Below are 15,467 nucleotides of genomic sequence, written 5' to 3' on the forward strand. Positions count from 1 at the left end.
CGAGGTGCCCCGCCATTGGGGATGTAGTAAAGGATCCGCGGATCCTTGGGATCCCACTGCGGCTCGGAAAAGTCGGTGGGGCCAGAGAGGGTTCTGATCCGAGCGAGCGTATTGGCATCGTATAGGTGCCAAGCGCCACCGTGGGTATAGACGAGGATGCGGGTGTTGTCGGCGTTGAAGGCCTGACGGCGCGCGTAGTGGCTCTTGGCGAAGGAAGTCGACGTTTCAGTCGCGTGGTTGGTCGCGCGAATGACGCAGGTCTTGAAGTTGGGATCGCGGGTTACGACGCCCTTGGCCGGACGGGAGGTCGTCGGTGGGGGCGCGGCGCCAATGTAACCGGTGACCGGAGTGAACGAGCTGCCATACATGGCTGCGCAGTCGCGATTGACGTCAACGGCTTTGGCTTCTTGAGAATGGGTCAGCGCAAGCGGCGCAAGCGCGAGAGAGAGCAGTGAAGCGGAGAAAGTCTTTGTAAGGTTCATCAAACTCAGCACCAACATGGTCCTAGGGGGGGGCGACACCCTCCTTGGAGCCAGGGCGGACTGTATTGGCGCGTCGGGTATTCACGTTGGGGACCACGTCACACATACGGGATCGCTAATGACCCCTTATCGAGTTATTAATGCCGGCAAGAGCGGGACGTCACAGTTTCCGGCGATCCGGCGCAACAGGCCTCGCTCGAGCCTTCGGTCGATTCGTGATTCCGGTCACGTTATGCGCCGGGACATGGCATGACCCGATGCGGCGCAGCCTGTGCGGAGGCGCAATGGTGGCCGTCTCGCGATGGCCTCGCAGCTAAACGCGTTGCGTTATCGAGTAATGACTTGGCGTCAAAATGGCATGGCGCCACCAACGCGACAAACAGCAGGCGGTGTTGAATTGCTTCAATCACCACGTGGGGCTGCACGGAATGGCCTGGACTCCGGGCGGATCCTCATCGACTCCGTTGCCGATGGCGTGGGCAGCGCACGCGTCGAGCGCGTGGCAATTCTGCTGCGCGATCTAAGCGGCGGTGGGGCAGAGCGCGTGACCGTGAATCTTGCCAACGAGCTTGCGGCTCGGGGCTACCACGTCGATCTGGTCTTGTTTCGCCCCACGGGCCCCCTGCTTGCGATCATCGATCCCGTCGTCAACGTCGTTGACTTGGGTGTCTCGCGCTATCGATGGTCACTGTGGCCATTGATCCGCTACCTCCGGATGAGCAATCCATCCGCGTTGCTTGCATGCATGTGGCCAATGACTGTGCTGGCGGTGCTGGCAAAGGCGGTCGCCCGCATTGATAGCCGTTTGTTGGTTGTCGAGCACAAGACCTGGTCTGCCGATCTGGCCACAAAGCCATGGCGACGCCGGATGGTCAGCGCCTCAATGCGGCTCGTGTTTCCGCACGCCGATGCACGCATCGCGGTTTCGGAGGGCGCCGCGGATGATCTCGCGCGCTTTTCCGGCGTTCTTAGGTCGTCCATTTCGGTGTTGTACAACCCCGTTGTCGACGGATCAGTGCTCGCGCCGGAGGGCGATGGGTTTCCTCCAGATTCTTGGTGGAGCGGGAACCATCGACGGATCCTTGCTGTCGGACGCTTGGTAAAGGAGAAGGACCTGCCAACTCTGCTGCGGGCCTTTTCTCACATGCGGAATACGGGCCATCCGTGCGCGAGGTTGTTGATGCTCGGCGAAGGCGAGGATCGCCACATGCTGGAAGCGCTGGTCGGGGAGTTGGGCGTGGCGGACGCCGTTGACATGCCAGGATTCGTTGCCGATACCCGTCCATACTTCCGGCGGGCTGACCTGTTCGTTCTATCGTCTGCCACCGAGGGACTTCCAACGGTCGTCATCGAAGCAATGGCGGCAGGTGCACGAATCGTCAGCACGGACTGTCCCTCCGGCCCCCGCGAGTTGCTGCAGGATGGCGCTCTGGGGCGGCTTGTGCCGGTTGGTGACGTTGCCGGACTGGCGCAAGCGATGGTATCGGCGCTGCGCGACGATCCTGATCGCGAGGCGCTGAGGAGTCGCGCCGCTGATTTCTCCGTATCCAGATGCGTGGACGATTATGAGCGGTTGCTGCTCGGACGCAGGGCATCATCGTAACAAACGCTTGTGGCGGCGATATTGGGCGCGTGCGGGCACTTCGGGCTGTCGATAGAGTGCAAGTAGTTTTTCGATCACGTTGTCTAGTCCGGCATGGAGCTCCACGCTTTCTCTTGCCCGTAGCCCCATTTCAGCCCGTTGAGCGTGTGAGACTGTCGCTGCTTCCACCATGGCCGCTGCGAGGCCACGACGGTCGCCTGGCTCGAACATCCAACCATTGCATCCTGTGCGGACCAGATCCTCGCTGCCGCTGACCCGGCTGGCGATCATTGGCAGGCCTGCCGCCATGCATTCCAGTAGGGCATTCGATAGACCTTCGATCCGGGACGTGAGCACGCCGATATCGGCATCGGACAGAACCTCCTCGATGTCCTCACGTTGACCGCAGAACTCGACGTTGGATGCCACCCGGAGATCGGTTGCAAGCGACTGGAGCGAGGCCAGTAACGGGCCGGTTCCTACTAGCTTCAGTTGGGCGCTGGGGCACGACGGCAAGGCGTCGGCGAAGGCCTGCAACAGGATCCCCAAGTCCTTCTCCGGCACCATCCGCCCCACGAACACAAAGCGGGGGAAGGGTGACGAAGCTCGGGTGATCGTCCTGTAGCGGGCGGTATCCACCGCGTTCGGGATGGAGGCAATCCGAGCCGGTGGAATGCCACGGGCGGCGATGGTCGAGGCTATCCGGTTGCTGATGGCCTGCCAGGCGCTCGCCCACAACAAACAGCGGTGGAGGATCCGATATGTCCAAGGTGCCGCAGTAGCGAGCGCTCCTTGTTCGAGTTCCCACGCTCCGGAAACCTTCAGGATGACCGGTTTGCCGACCAGTCTGCCGAGCAAGCCGCACACTGCGCCAAAGCGGTGGACAATGTGGACGTGCCACGCGTCGTAGCGCTTTCGACGCGCCCAAAGGAACATGGCCAATCTAGCGCAGAGTATCGCGCCGCCCAACCAGCGGATGCGCGGAAAGCGAATACGGCAGACCGGCACACGATCGACGCGGAAGATTGTCTCGCGCCGGACGGGCCAGTCCTTGATCAGGGGGGTCAGTATCGTGACCCGGTGACCCCTGGCTCGCAGCGCCTTGGCCAAGGTTCGGACCTGTGCTTCGGCCCCTCCGAGGGGAACCGGATAGCGACTTTCCAGCACCATCAGGACATGGATCCGGCCGCGTCCGGCGTCCGGGAGCCTTGGCGGGATGAAGGGGGCGCGCGGATCAGTTTGCTTGCGTGGCATCAATTTGGCTCCCTTGGGCACGCGCAAGTACTGGTCACCGCTTCGTGTCCGGTCGGGCTCAACGGCGCCAGATGACGGCCAGCCCGATTGAGTTTTCCTCGTAGTCGCGCCCAATTGCGGTCGAATCCCGGGTGTTCCGCAGTATCTCGGCCTCCCAGGACCAATGTCGGTTGAGTCTCTGCTCGAACCCAAGGCCGTAGACGCGGTCACGATCCCTGCGCTGCTGCACGATGTAATTCCGATCTCGTGCGGAGGCGCGGGCAGAGACGACAATCAGCGGTCGGACGCGATAGCCGAACTCGATGTAGCCGTCGCGGATGTTCTGGTCATCCAGCGCATCGGATATGTATCGCGCCTTCTGATAGGCCGGTCGCAGTCTCGCAATTACTCGCTCCCCGCGAAAGCGATAGTCGAACTCGACACGTCGCTGTTGGTATACATCGGAATTCACGAGGATCGCCGACTGCGCGAGTTGGGGAATCATTGGCTCGTCGAGGTCGCCATGTCGGGTGATCAGATCCTGGACGGAGTCCGCCAGTTGATACCGCAGGCGTCCACTCAGCGTACTCTTGGCCGTCGCTCTCCAGTCGATGTCGATGCGAAACAGTGCAGATGAATCGGTATCTCGACCGCTCGCGCGCAAACGCGAGTGCCCCGCGTCCGCGGTAAGGGTTGCGTTCGCGCCGTTTCGACGATATTGCACGAATCCGTCGTCGCGCCTATAGTCCGCGCCGCCGAGATCGTGGTCGAACTCTACCTTGGTGGAGACCAGGTTGATCGATCCGGATTGTGTTTCCGAGAACCCATGTTGGAGCCTGGCAGCCGCGCTGTAGCGGCCGCCGTCGAACTCTTCGGTAACCTCTGCATTGGTTTTTGCTACCCGAAGCTCAACTAGCGCCTTGGTTCTTTCTGTGATTGCGGCGATAAAGCTTGGGCCAGAAACCAGGATGTTCGTCTGCTGCAGATTCCCCGGTGACGAACCCTCCCGGATATCGATCGGCTGATAGCTGAGGTAGTCTTCGACGACAAGGCTCACCCGTTCGGGAAGCACCGTCCAATTCAGTTGGCCGGCAAATTCGCCCCGGGACTCATCTTGGAAATTGTTCTGGGTATAGTGGCGGTATTCCATCTCACCACGGGCCTGCATCCGGACTCTTGCGCCTTCCTGGATCGCGTCGAAGCGAAGCCGAGGGATGACCACCGTTTCACTGGTCTCGCTGTCACTGTCGAGGTTTATGTTGTCGCTACCAAGCAGTGATGCTTCCAGTTGATAGTTGATTTGCGCCGTTTTGACGTTGTTGGGAATCGCAACCAAAAGTGCCGTGCTCAGCGCTGCGACATAAGTTCGCGAAGAGTGTCTTTCCATGTGGATACCCCCCTCCTGCGCCGACAGGACTAGACGCCTTCGTTGAATACGACACCCGCGAACTTTCTCTGGTCGAAATGGGATGCGGCGCTTGCGATCGCTTCCGGCGTGTCATGGCCGTAGCCTGCAACCAGCACGACCACGTCGGCGAGGTCCGCCAATATCCGTGCATCCGGCGCACCGAGGACCGGGGGACTATCCAGGAACAGGTATCTCGCGAGATCGTGATTTCGCAGGGAGTCGATTAGCAGGCGCATCCTGGCCGACGAGAAGTATTCCGCTTCATTGTCGCCATGACGCGATGTTCCCGCTGGGATGAGTTGAAGCCCCGGGATGCCCGTGTCATAGAGGACGCTGCCGATGTCCTCCCTGTGGTTCTCAAGGTAGTTGACGAGTCCGCCATTGGAAGGCGCAATACGCATCAAAGCATGTTGGGAGGGATTGTGCAGATTGCAATCGACGAGAAGTGCGCTCTTGGAGTTGTCGAACGTCACCGAAACAGCGAGGTTGCGCGCTACGAAGCTGCCGCCGCAGCCACGACTTACAGGCGCAACCAGGGTGACGAAGTTATCGTTGGATGCTGCCAGCAACCTCGTCCTGATCTCGCGAAACGCGTCGACTATAGGGCGTGAGTTGACAGAGAAATGTACGATCTGCCGCTCGTCAAGCTGCGCTGGCGTAAGCGTGGGCGTTCGTGCCGATAACGCGTTGGGGCGGCTTGTAGGATCGCGCTCCGAAGCCGTGTCCTGAACGAGTTTTGGAGCCTGGCTCGTGCTCATGGATATGTCACCATTTTAGCTATCATTACCAGTCCGTAGATGACCGGAACAGCGACGAACAATGCAGTGCCAAACGCTGCGCGCCGCGACGCCTCAACCCGTTTTTTTCGACTCAGTTGGGTGGGAATTGCGCCAAGGACAGGCAGGCCCGCGTCGCGCTCGATCCCCATCGATGAACGAACTCGTGGATCACGCCTGACGATGAAGGCAAGGAGAAGCAGGGGCACCAGGGTTGCGAGCCCAAGCCCGATGATCGAAACGTGCATCAACCGCATCCCCGAAGGGAGCAACGGCATGGATGCCGGCTCCTGGATCTGGAAGTTGCTGGCTTGACCGTTCGCGTCCAGGTTCATGGAAACGCGGGCATTCTCCCGTCGCCGGAGGAGGTCCTGGTACAGCTCGCTGTTGACCGCATGGTCTCGGGTGAGCGCGGACAGCGTGCCTTCCGCTTCCACGATCTTTCGACTGCGCGACAGTTCCTGGCCCAGAAGCGCAGAGGCGGTGGACTCTCGGGCGGCGGCGGCGACCTTCTGCTGACGGATATTGGCAAGGCGGCTCCTGAGCTCGGAGTACAGCGGGTTCAGTGAGGGTGGGCCTAGCATGCTGCCCGCGCTTGCAACGCCATTGGCGAGGCCGCCACCTCCCAGTATTTGCCGCTGCACATCGCGCATCTGGTTCTGTACGCGGATTACATCAGGGTGGCGCGACGTGTAATTCAGAGACAGACGGTCAAGTTCGGTCTGCAATTCCGCTAGCCTGGCCCGGAGTTGGCTGGAGCGACTCACGGTGCTGATCTCGTTCTCGCCGGAAAGTTGGGCCTGCAGTTGTCGTTCCTGGGACGCGAGATCTACAAGGTTGAGCCGGGCATTGGCAACCTCTCTGTGCAGTTCTCCGATTCTGGCGGTTACGTCCGACTCCACGCCATCGCGGGCATCGGGGTTGACGCTGCGATAGCGCTGCAGGTTGCCCTCCGCATTTGACAGTAGTGCGCGGTACTTGGCGGCCTCGGCGCCGATGAATTCGAACGCCCCGCTGCTCTCCTTGGCTTTGGCGGCCATGCTTTCAGCCATGAGGAGCTCCGAATAGCGCTTCGTCACCAGATGGGCGCGCTTCGCGTCAGTGTCGCTGTAGGTGATGCGGATCAGGTTAATCCTTGGATCGTCCGCCCGCGCCCGGGTTCTGCCACGATCCATCACTTCGATTGATGTCCTCTCCGAGATACTGCCGATCAACCTTTCCTGTTCCACGGGACTTGGGTTGGATTCCATCCAGCCACCCGATCGCAGAATCTCGTCCATGACGCGACGGCTGAACGCCACCTCCCGTGCGATTGTGGCGCGGTCTGCGGCGTCAGTTGGTACCGTGCGCCCCTGCATCAGTGGGGCAATGATGTTGTTGTCCTCCACCAGCACTGTTGCTGAGGATTCATACGTCGCAGGGCGGATCATGCCCCAGAACAGAATGCTGAGTGCAATAGTGGCAAAGATTGCCGCTAGCGGCACGATGTGGCGTTTGAACTCCTTGATGGCGATCGGAACCTGATTGAGCAATGAATCCGGCCTGTTCGCGCCGCCCCATGGCAAGAGTGCCGTAGTCACAGCACGCGCTCCGGAACGGTAATCACGTCGCCAGGTGCGACCTTGTAATTCGTGGAAAGATCGCCGTGTTTAAGAATGCGGTTGAGCCTGACGCTGTAACTTTGAGAGCCATTGGTCGACTTGCGGTGCAGGTCGGCCCGGTCGGAGCTGGCGAATTCATTCACGCCACCTGCGGCCAGCACCACGTCGAGGACCGTCATGCCTTGGCGGTATGGCACCGAGACTGGCTGGCGAACTGCGCCAGTGACGCTCACCCGCGAGAGGTATTCATGGCTGCGAAGCTCGGTAAGGATCACTGCGACCTGGGGCTCGATGATCAAGCTGCCCAGTTTGTCCTCGATGTCCTTGGCCACTTCCGTAGGGGCGCGGCCGCCTGCTGACACATCGCCGATCAGCGGCACGGAGATCATTCCGTCTGGTCGCACCGGGACGGTGACGCCGAGCTCTGGGTTTCGCCACACCGAAACCTGAACGACGTCATCGACGCCGATTTTGTAGGAGGAGATTGCGTCGGTAGCGTTCTCCGGTGGCGCCCCGGTCGCGGTCGGGCCCTTGGTCGCGCAGCCCACCAGCGCCAGCGTCAGGAGGAGTCCAGCAATAGATGTGCGAGTTGTCTGGGTCATGGTCTTTCCCCGGTGTGCACAACAGTCAAACGGGACGCAAGTAAACGACCGGACAGCTTGGTTGGCAGCCGCCAGGTGCGTGATGGGGGCCGTCAAGAACAACGTTGGATCGTCAATGAGTCAATGGTGGACGGCCGTGCCAGAGCGTGCGGGAAAGGTGCTCCGAAGGCATCACCTGCCCTGATCTGCAGAAATGGCCGGTAATCAAAGGGTTTCGGTCAGGCCGTGATTGGCTCATCGGACCGGGGTCCAGGTTATTACCTTCTGTCCCTTCATGAAGCGGATCAGCCCAATGGCAGAGGAAAGGTTTGTCAGCAGGAAATAGTAGGGTTGAGCGAGAAGGCGAATGCCTCCTGGCGTGCTGATGGGCAGGAATCCCAGCGCGCCTGTCAGTACGCCAACCAACTGCAGGACCAGGAGCGGCACGTATCGACCGTCCACAGCCAAGGCGATGTTGGCCATCAGTGCGACAAGCCAGAATGCAGGTGACAGGTACCTGAGAACCTTGTGTGAAAGGAGTTGCCAAGCGAAAATCCCGAACCTCAGTGGGTTCAGGAGGTGGCGCCATCGCGCGATTGCCAGCAGGCTCCTGAGCGTGACCCGAATGCGCATTGATAGCTCATCGTCGCCCCGGACCAGTGTTTCTTCATAACAGATCGCCTTTGGCTCAAGCACCGTGCGGAGGTTCTGGTCACGGATGTCGAGGGCGATCACGAAGTCGCTGATCGTATCGGGTGCTATTGGACGGTATGCACTGGCTCGCACCGCATACAGCTGCCCGCTGACGCCGATCAGGGATCCCAGGGCGCTTTCGGCCATCCTGAGCGCAACTTCATAGGTCCAGTATGAAACTCTTCCGCTGTTCGTCGCATTGGCTGGGTCCGGCGTATAGACAAGATTGCCTGCAACGCATCCCACGGCGTTATCCGCGAAACTTCTGACCAGCTCGGCCAGCGCATTTTCCTCAAGCATGGTCGTGGCGTCGGCAAATACCAGTATCTCGCCCGTTGCCACTGTTGCAGCTGCATTCTGGCAGGCAGTCTTTCCGAGGCGGCCCTCGACTCGCAGGAGTTGGACCCTGGGATGGGCCAGGTCCTGCACGATGCTGTCCGTTCTGTCGTCGGACGCGTCCGATGCGACGATGATTTGCACCTTGTCGCTGGGGTATGCCAACGCCAACGTATTGAGGACTTTTGCCCTGATGTGTTTTTCTTCGTTGTAGGCTGAAATGATCAGCGTTACGGTTGGAAGCGCGTCCCCGCGGATGACCTCGCGGCGGAATACATACCCCAGTGCTATGGCGAGGAGTGGGTAGCCGACGTAGATGTAGGCAAGCATTCCGATGGCGCAGAAGAGGACAAGTTCCAGCATCGAATGGGTTTCCCGGTTTGGCGTCGGACAGGATCCGGGCGCGGCGACACGACCATGGCGCGCGGTTGGCATTCGTATTGCTGGATGCCAGGTTTAGGGCGCGAAACCCGCGGGAGGTGCGTGCCGTGGCTCTCAACCGGGCAAACGCGGCAGTCAGAGGGGACCGGCCATGGACTGGGGTCCCATTTCGACCTTGACCGGGCGGATGGCTGGACGGTCTTTGCGAACAGGTTTCCAGATTGACGGCGCCATCACAGGAGGTGACGGTTCACCCCAGGTTGCCGATGTGATACAGAGGCCCATGGACCTCTTCATCCTCACCCTGGACCTGCTTGGCACCTTCGTCTTCGCGCTCAGTGGAGCGACCGTGGGCGTGCGCCATCGCCTTGACCTGTTCGGGGTGATGGTGTTGTCGTTCGTCGCTGCGACATCGGGTGGCATGGCGCGCGACGTACTGATCGGCGATCATCCGCCGGCCGCACTGGCCGACTGGCGATACCTTGCAGTCTGTTGCCTCGCGGGGGCCATCACCTTCTATCGGATCGGACTGGTCGAACACCTGCGCAATCCGGTACGGATGTTCGACGCGGCGGGACTGGCGCTGTTCGCGGTCCTGGGCACGCAGAAGGCACTGGCATTCGACCTCAATCCGGTGTCGGCGGTGTTGTTGGGCATGTTGACCGGCATCGGTGGCGGCATGGCGCGCGACGTTCTGGTCGCCCGCACGCCAGTGGTGCTGCAGTCGGAACTCTATGCGGTGGCCGCCATCGCGGGGGCGCTGGTGGTCGTGGTGGGCAACTGGTTGAAGTGGCCGTCGGCACCGGTGATGCTGGCGGGGGCCACGCTGGTCTTTACCCTGCGTTTCATGGCGATCCGGCGCAGTTGGAGCCTGCCGATAGCCGGCCCCGCATCCCCGCCCGGTGACGATGGAGATGGCCAGCCGCCGCGATAGCCAACCCGGTCACGGTGTTCCACGGCATGGGTGTTACCCTCGCAGGAGCCGGCCAATGCCGGCAAGCCACGGTGGCCGGCACTGATGTCCGGACGTGAAAGCCGACACGAGCCCTGGTGGGTTGATACGGGGCGCAGGACCTTCTGGACGTCGTTGCAGGCACCGCGGCGATTCTGGCTGAAGGGTGGGCTGGACACGCTCGATGGCCCTGCCCGGGACACCGTGGTCACCGCGCAGGTCGAGGCCACGCGCCCGGCCTTCTCCGTGGTGATCGGCATCGGCGGGCTGTTCCTGATGGTGGTCGGCGCGATGGAAGCCATGGGCGCGACGCCTGGCATTGGCTACGGCGCTGCCCTGACGGTGTTGGCGGGCCTGTGCGTGGTGGCCATTGCGGTGGCGCTGTGGCGACTGCAGTCCTGGTACCTACGTTTGACGCTTACGCTGGTGGCCATGGGCATGGTCGGCATGTTCCTGTCCGTACCGATGCCGGGCGTGGATACCTATGTGCTCGCGCGTATCGGTCTGTTCAACCTGTTACCCATCACCCTGCTGGCGTTGCTGGTGCGGCCAATGGCCACGTGGCTGCTGGTCGCGGTGGTAGTGCTGGTGTCGATCCTGCGCGTCGCCCTGCACGGGACTCCACCCGGCGGGTTATGGCTGCATGCTTTGTACCTCGTCGCGATCGTCGCGCTTGGCCTGGTATTGCGCGGATACCGCACGGGGTTCGCCATCGACGCCTACCGGGTGAGGCAGCAGCTTTGGGACCAGGCCAACGTGGATGCTCTGACCGGAGTGCTCAACCGGGCCGGCTGGAACCGCGTCTCGGTCCCTCTCTACCAGGATGCCGCGGCGACGGACCGACCGACCTCGCTGGTGTACTTCGACGTGGACCATTTCAAGCAGGTCAACGACACCTGGGGCCATGAGCGTGGCGATGAAGTGCTGCAGGCCCTGGGGCGGGTGTTGCATGCGCGCCAGGATGACCGGATCCGCCCCGCGCGGGTGGGTGGAGAGGAATTCGCCGTGCTGCTGGTCGACATGACGGAGGAGGAGGTCATGGGATTCTGCAGGCGCGTCTGCGACGAGTTCGCCCAGACCGTTGACGCCGCCGGGGTTACGCTCAGCGTGGGTGTCGCCCACCGCTTGCCGGGGGAGGCCATGCACATGCAACTCAAGCGCGCCGACGGTGCGTTGTACGTGGCCAAGCGCCGTGGTCGCAACCGCATCGAAGTGGATGGATCAGCGCCCGCCGCAGGCCACGGCACCGCGGGCGATACGGCCTGAAGCGAAGTGCCGGGCCATGTCCATGGCCACCACCGCCGCCACCGGCAGCGCCACGGCCATCGCCAGCAGGTCGGCCGGTGGTGGTGCAAACCGGAACAGGCCCGCCACGGTCGGGTGCAGGACGGCCAGTGCCAGCACACCGGTGGTCGCGATGACCACCGCCCAGAACGGGAGGTTGGGGGTGCACAGGGCGCGCCAGAGCGTGCCTCCGGAACGGTGCAGCAGGATCAGGGCCAGGTTGCCCACCACCACCGCGGTGAACGCCAGCGCCGATGCCTGCGCATGAGTGACGCCAGAACGCGTGGCGAACAGGAAGGTCGCCGCCACCATGGCAAACATCACCACCCCCCTGCCCAATGCACTGAAGATTGCAGCGCGGTTGAACAACCGCTGCCCCGGCGGCCGTGGCGGGCGTCGCATGATGTCCTCGGCGGGTGGTTCACGCTCCAGCACGATCGAGCATGCCGGGTCGATGATCAGTTCGAGGAAGACCACGTGCAGGGGCAGCAGCACCGGCGGAGTCCCTGCCAGCAGCGGCAGCAGTGCCAGGCCGGTGATCGGCACGTGCACCGCCAGGATGTAGCGCACCGCCCGCGCGATGTTGTCGTAGATGCTTCGTCCAAGTCGGATGGCGCGCACCACGGTGACGAAATTGTCATCCAGCAGCACGATCGACGCCGCCTCGCGCGCCACGTCCGTGCCGCGCCCGCCCATGGCGACGCCGACGTGCGCTGCCACCAGTGCCGGAGCATCGTTGACGCCATCGCCCGTCATCGCCACCACGTCGCCGCGCCGCTTGAGTGCTTCCACCAGTCGCAGTTTGTGCTCCGGACGCACGCGCGCGAACACCCCTGTGGCCAACAGCCGATCGTTCAATTCACCGTCGTCCCACGCATCGACGTCATCGCCATGCGCCACCCCATCCTCGGCGGAGATCCCCGCCTGCGCCGCGATGGCCCGGGCCGTGCCCGCGTGGTCGCCTGTCATCATCACCACGCGCACGCCGGCGGCCTGTGCTTCGGCCACGGCCTTGGGCACGTCGGCGCGCAGCGGGTCGGCGAAGGCAATCAGACCGTGCCATTGCAGGCTGAAACCGGAGGGGTCCTCCGGCAAAGTGGATGCCGCGGCGGCGGGCAACTCCCCGCGCGCGGCAGCCAGCACCCGCAGACCGCGCCGGGCCAAGGCGTCCATGGTCGCGTGCAGTTCCGCCCGCCGCGCCTCATCCAGTCCGCACAGCCTGGCGATGGATTCCGGGGCACCCTTTGCGGTTACCACGAGGCGATCGGCATCGGCTTGCCACACCTGCACATACGCGGGCAGGTGGCTCGACAGCGGATATTCGCGGACCCGGTGCCACCCCGTTGGCTCGACGCTGGCCCCGGCCCGTTGTGCGGCATCGACCACCGCGCGGTCCATCGGGTCATGGGACATCGGCGGGCACGCGAGGGCCGCCGTCGCCAGCAGTTGCCCGGAAGCGGCATCGTCCAGTTCGGCCACCGCCATGCGGTTTTCGGTCAGCGTGCCGGTCTTGTCCGTGCACAGCACCGTGATCGCCCCGAGGGCCTCGATGGCAGGTGCACGGCGCACCAGTGCGTTGTGCTTGGCCATGCGCCACGCACCCATGGCGAGGAACACCGTCAGCACCACGGGGAATTCTTCCGGGATGTTGGCCATCGCCAGCGTGATGCCCGACAGCACCGCCTCCAGCCAGTCACCGCGCAGCAGACCGTACAGCACCACCATCAGCACGCAGGTGGCCAGGCTCAGCAGTGCGAACACCGCCACGGTACGGCGGATTTCGTGCTGCAGCGGCGTCCGCTCGGTCTGGATGGTGGCCAGTGTGGTGCCGATCCGGCCCACGGCGGTCCGTGCGCCGGTCGCCACCACCTCGGCGGTGGCGCGCCCACGTACCACCAGTGTGCTGGCGTGCAGCAGGTTCTCGTCCCCGGCTTCGCGGGCTACGGCCACCGATTCGCCGGTCAGCAGCGACTCGTCCAGGTGCAGGTCAGTGCCTTCCAGTACCTGCGCGTCGGCGGGGATGCGGTCGCCCTCGGCCACCAGGATGACATCGCCCACCACCAGTTCGCGCGCGGGGACCACGCACGCCTGGCCGTCGCGCAGCACGTGCGCACGGGGACTGCTGAGGTCGCGAAGGGCCTGCAGGGCGTTTTCGGACTTGTACTCCTGGTACACCGTCAGGCCGACCACCAGCACCACCGAGGCCAGCAACAACATGGCCTCCTGCGGGTCGCCGAGTAGCAGGTAGATGCCGGCCGCGGCGGCCAACAGCAGCAGCATCGGCTCGCGCAGCACATCGAACAGGATCTTCCAATGCCGCCTGCGCCCGGACTCGGGCAGGACGTTGGGCCCGTCCCGGTGCAATCGCATGGCCGCTTCGGCGGCGGTAAGTCCCTGCATGGGAATGCTCATGGCCCGGCTATGGTCAATATGCGGAATCCGCCGCTCCAGCGCTTGACGGACATCAAGACACAGCGACCGTGCAGGAGCAAGATGGTGCCATGGCGATGCTGCCGTTCCGCGACCGTGAGGATGCTGGCCATCGGCTGGCCCAGGCGCTGGCCGCGCATGCCCCCTCGCGCCCGCTGGTCCTGGCCATCCCGCGCGGTGCCGTGCCGATGGGGCGGATCATCGCCGATGCCCTGGGGGGCGACCTGGACGTGGTGCTGGTCCGGAAACTGGGCGCCCCGTACAACCCGGAACTGGCGATCGGCGCGGTCGACGAGGCCGGACAGGTGACCCCGGCCCATGAGGGCATCCTGATGGCGGACGTGGACCAGGCTTACCTTGATCGGGAGGTCGCGCGCCAGCAGGCAGTGATCCGCGCGCGTCGCCAGAGCTACTGCGGCGGGGTGCCGCCCATGCCGCTGGCGGGCCGCACGGTCATCGTCGTGGATGACGGCCTGGCCACGGGCGCCACCATGGCGGCCGCCTTGCAGGCGGCACGGCGCGGCGGGCCCGCGCACCTGGTCTGCGCCATCCCCGTGGCCGCGCGCGACAGCCTGGCGGCCATCACGCCGCTTGCCGACGAGGTGGTCTGCCTTGCCCGGCCTCACCCCTTCCATGCCGTCGGCGCGTTCTACGACCGGTTCGAATCCGTATCCGATGGCGAAGTCGTGGCCGCGTTGCGCGGGGATCCCGGGCAGTCCTTGAGTGAAGCATGAATGCAGCTGCAACGACCGGATGGCTTCATTGCGACCGGCGTCGCACTATCGCCTAATTGACGATGCCGTCCAAGTGCTTGAACATGGAAAATCAACCACTTGCCTCACCAATGAGACTGCGTTGGGCAAATGCCGGGCAATAACGGCAAAATGACCCGGTAACCAGTCAAGAATTCCATGACGGAGACAGGCCGCATAGGGCGGCCGCCATCCATGAGTCAATCCGACGTCGTCGATCTGGCGCGCCTGCGCCGCAGTTGTGCGCATTGTTCGCTGCAGGAATTGTGCCTTCCGGCGGGCATTACCGGTGAGGAACTGGCGGAACTCGACAGCATCATGCGCCGTCGCCGCCCGCTGAATCGCAATGAGCGCCTGTTCCACCACGGGGACGCACTCAATTGCGTGTTCGTGGCCCGCGAGGGCGCGTTCAAAACCATCAGCATTTCGCGCGAGGGTGACGAGACGGTCGTGGGATTCCACATGCCCGGGGAGCTCATCGGCCTGGATGCGCTGGGTGATGGCCACCACCGCTGCGAGGCCATCGCGCTGGTGGACTCCAGCGTATGCGAGATCCCATTCGACCGCCTCACCGAGATCGCCAGCCACATCCCCGGCCTGCAGTTCCAGTTGATGCGCGTCATCGGCCAGAGCGTGAGCCGTGACCAGGACCACATGGCGATGCTGCTGCGCCGGCAGGCGCATGAGCGGCTGGCGATGTTCCTGATGGGCCTGCGCGAACGGCTGGAGATCCTGGGCCAGCGCAGCGACGTGTTCCGCCTGCCCATGAGTCGCGAGGACATCGCGGCCTACCTGGGCCTTGCCCTGGAAACCGTCAGTCGGGCATTCGGCCGCTTGCAGGACGACGGCATCATCCACGTGCATGGCCGCAGCATCGAAGTGTTGAATGCCGATGCATTGGATGCCTGCGCACACGGGGAGCAGACGCCGCCCTCCGCGGGCCGCCGCTGCGGCTCACGCACGCAGGGATAGCCCC

General features: G+C 63.4%; 13 protein-coding genes. 5 read left to right on the forward strand and 8 right to left on the reverse strand.

The features are described from left to right. The coding region (locus tag IP93_RS04025; RefSeq protein WP_199747085.1) for a hypothetical protein at nucleotides 1-500 on the reverse strand (500 nt) is incomplete at its 3' end. Between the two features lie 481 nt (nucleotides 501-981). On the opposite strand from IP93_RS04025, the gene IP93_RS04030 reads away from it, so the two are divergent. Further along, nucleotides 982-2,085, forward strand: coding sequence for a glycosyltransferase (locus IP93_RS04030; RefSeq protein WP_199747087.1), 1,104 nt, complete (start codon nucleotides 982-984; stop codon nucleotides 2,083-2,085). Here the strand turns inward: IP93_RS04030 and IP93_RS04035 are convergent. The 6 genes from IP93_RS04035 to IP93_RS04060 form a co-directional block, all read right to left on the reverse strand. Beyond that, complete coding sequence (locus IP93_RS04035; RefSeq protein WP_144812365.1) at nucleotides 2,077-3,318, reverse strand: glycosyltransferase family 4 protein; 1,242 nt, start codon at nucleotides 3,316-3,318, stop codon at nucleotides 2,077-2,079. The two genes, IP93_RS04030 and IP93_RS04035, sit on opposite strands and share 9 nt — an antisense overlap. Nucleotides 3,319-3,376: 58 nt before the next feature. After that, on the reverse strand, nucleotides 3,377-4,684 hold the full coding sequence (locus IP93_RS04040) for a porin family protein (protein WP_144812367.1): 1,308 nt from the start codon (nucleotides 4,682-4,684) through the stop codon (nucleotides 3,377-3,379). Between the two features lie 29 nt (nucleotides 4,685-4,713). After that, complete coding sequence (locus IP93_RS04045; protein WP_144812370.1) at nucleotides 4,714-5,463, reverse strand: CpsD/CapB family tyrosine-protein kinase; 750 nt, start codon at nucleotides 5,461-5,463, stop codon at nucleotides 4,714-4,716. Continuing rightward, nucleotides 5,460-7,061 (reverse strand): hypothetical protein, encoded by a 1,602-nt coding sequence (locus IP93_RS04050; protein WP_144812373.1) that lies wholly within the window; start codon nucleotides 7,059-7,061, stop codon nucleotides 5,460-5,462. Before IP93_RS04050 ends, IP93_RS04045 begins: the two co-directional genes overlap by 4 nt. Beyond that, the gene (locus IP93_RS04055) at nucleotides 7,058-7,684 is read right to left on the reverse strand and encodes an XrtA/PEP-CTERM system exopolysaccharide export protein (protein ID WP_144812375.1); all 627 of its coding nucleotides are present in this window, start codon (nucleotides 7,682-7,684) and stop codon (nucleotides 7,058-7,060) included. The genes IP93_RS04050 and IP93_RS04055 overlap by 4 nt, the downstream gene beginning before the upstream one ends. A gap of 234 nt (nucleotides 7,685-7,918) precedes the next feature. Continuing rightward, a complete protein-coding gene (locus IP93_RS04060) occupies nucleotides 7,919-9,055 on the reverse strand; it encodes a glycosyltransferase family 2 protein (protein WP_158636269.1) in 1,137 nt (378 codons plus the stop codon). A 301-nt stretch (nucleotides 9,056-9,356) separates the two neighbouring features. Here IP93_RS04060 and IP93_RS04065 point away from each other — a divergent pair, with 301 nt between their 5' ends. Together IP93_RS04065 and IP93_RS04070 are read left to right on the forward strand one after the other, a co-directional pair. Next, on the forward strand, nucleotides 9,357-10,007 hold the full coding sequence (locus IP93_RS04065; RefSeq protein WP_199747089.1) for a trimeric intracellular cation channel family protein: 651 nt from the start codon (nucleotides 9,357-9,359) through the stop codon (nucleotides 10,005-10,007). Between the two features lie 84 nt (nucleotides 10,008-10,091). Then, nucleotides 10,092-11,291: a GGDEF domain-containing protein gene (locus IP93_RS04070; RefSeq protein ID WP_144812382.1), complete on the forward strand. Its 1,200-nt coding sequence runs from the start codon at nucleotides 10,092-10,094 to the stop codon at nucleotides 11,289-11,291. Here IP93_RS04070 and IP93_RS04075 read toward each other — a convergent pair. Beyond that, complete coding sequence (locus tag IP93_RS04075) at nucleotides 11,247-13,721, reverse strand: cation-translocating P-type ATPase (RefSeq protein ID WP_144812384.1); 2,475 nt, start codon at nucleotides 13,719-13,721, stop codon at nucleotides 11,247-11,249. The genes IP93_RS04070 and IP93_RS04075 overlap by 45 nt on opposite strands. A gap of 89 nt (nucleotides 13,722-13,810) precedes the next feature. Here IP93_RS04075 and IP93_RS04080 point away from each other — a divergent pair, with 89 nt between their 5' ends. Together IP93_RS04080 and IP93_RS04085 are read left to right on the forward strand one after the other, a co-directional pair. Further along, nucleotides 13,811-14,473: a phosphoribosyltransferase gene (locus IP93_RS04080; protein WP_199747091.1), complete on the forward strand. Its 663-nt coding sequence runs from the start codon at nucleotides 13,811-13,813 to the stop codon at nucleotides 14,471-14,473. A gap of 213 nt (nucleotides 14,474-14,686) precedes the next feature. Further along, nucleotides 14,687-15,463, forward strand: a complete 777-nt coding sequence (locus tag IP93_RS04085; RefSeq protein WP_158636270.1) for a helix-turn-helix domain-containing protein — start codon at nucleotides 14,687-14,689, stop codon at nucleotides 15,461-15,463. Nucleotides 15,464-15,467: the final 4 nt, after the last annotated feature.

The sequence above is a fragment of the Aerolutibacter ruishenii genome, from assembly GCF_007830115.1.
GTDB classification, from domain to species: domain Bacteria; phylum Pseudomonadota; class Gammaproteobacteria; order Xanthomonadales; family Xanthomonadaceae; genus Aerolutibacter; species Aerolutibacter ruishenii.

What these genes read in the sequence shown, in the direction of transcription:
- IP93_RS04070 (WP_144812382.1), top strand. Translation starts at nt 10,092, where the DNA reads ATGTCCGGACGTGAAAGCCGACACGAGCCCTGGTGGGTTGATACGGGG.
- IP93_RS04060 (WP_158636269.1), bottom strand. Translation starts at nt 9,055, where the DNA reads ATGCTGGAACTTGTCCTCTTCTGCGCCATCGGAATGCTTGCCTACATC.
- IP93_RS04075 (WP_144812384.1), bottom strand. Translation starts at nt 13,721, where the DNA reads ATGAGCATTCCCATGCAGGGACTTACCGCCGCCGAAGCGGCCATGCGA.
- IP93_RS04035 (WP_144812365.1), bottom strand. Translation starts at nt 3,318, where the DNA reads ATGCCACGCAAGCAAACTGATCCGCGCGCCCCCTTCATCCCGCCAAGG.
- IP93_RS04085 (WP_158636270.1), top strand. Translation starts at nt 14,687, where the DNA reads ATGAGTCAATCCGACGTCGTCGATCTGGCGCGCCTGCGCCGCAGTTGT.
- IP93_RS04055 (WP_144812375.1), bottom strand. Translation starts at nt 7,684, where the DNA reads ATGACCCAGACAACTCGCACATCTATTGCTGGACTCCTCCTGACGCTG.
- IP93_RS04040 (WP_144812367.1), bottom strand. Translation starts at nt 4,684, where the DNA reads ATGGAAAGACACTCTTCGCGAACTTATGTCGCAGCGCTGAGCACGGCA.
- IP93_RS04065 (WP_199747089.1), top strand. Translation starts at nt 9,357, where the DNA reads ATGGACCTCTTCATCCTCACCCTGGACCTGCTTGGCACCTTCGTCTTC.
- IP93_RS04080 (WP_199747091.1), top strand. Translation starts at nt 13,811, where the DNA reads ATGGCGATGCTGCCGTTCCGCGACCGTGAGGATGCTGGCCATCGGCTG.
- IP93_RS04045 (WP_144812370.1), bottom strand. Translation starts at nt 5,463, where the DNA reads ATGAGCACGAGCCAGGCTCCAAAACTCGTTCAGGACACGGCTTCGGAG.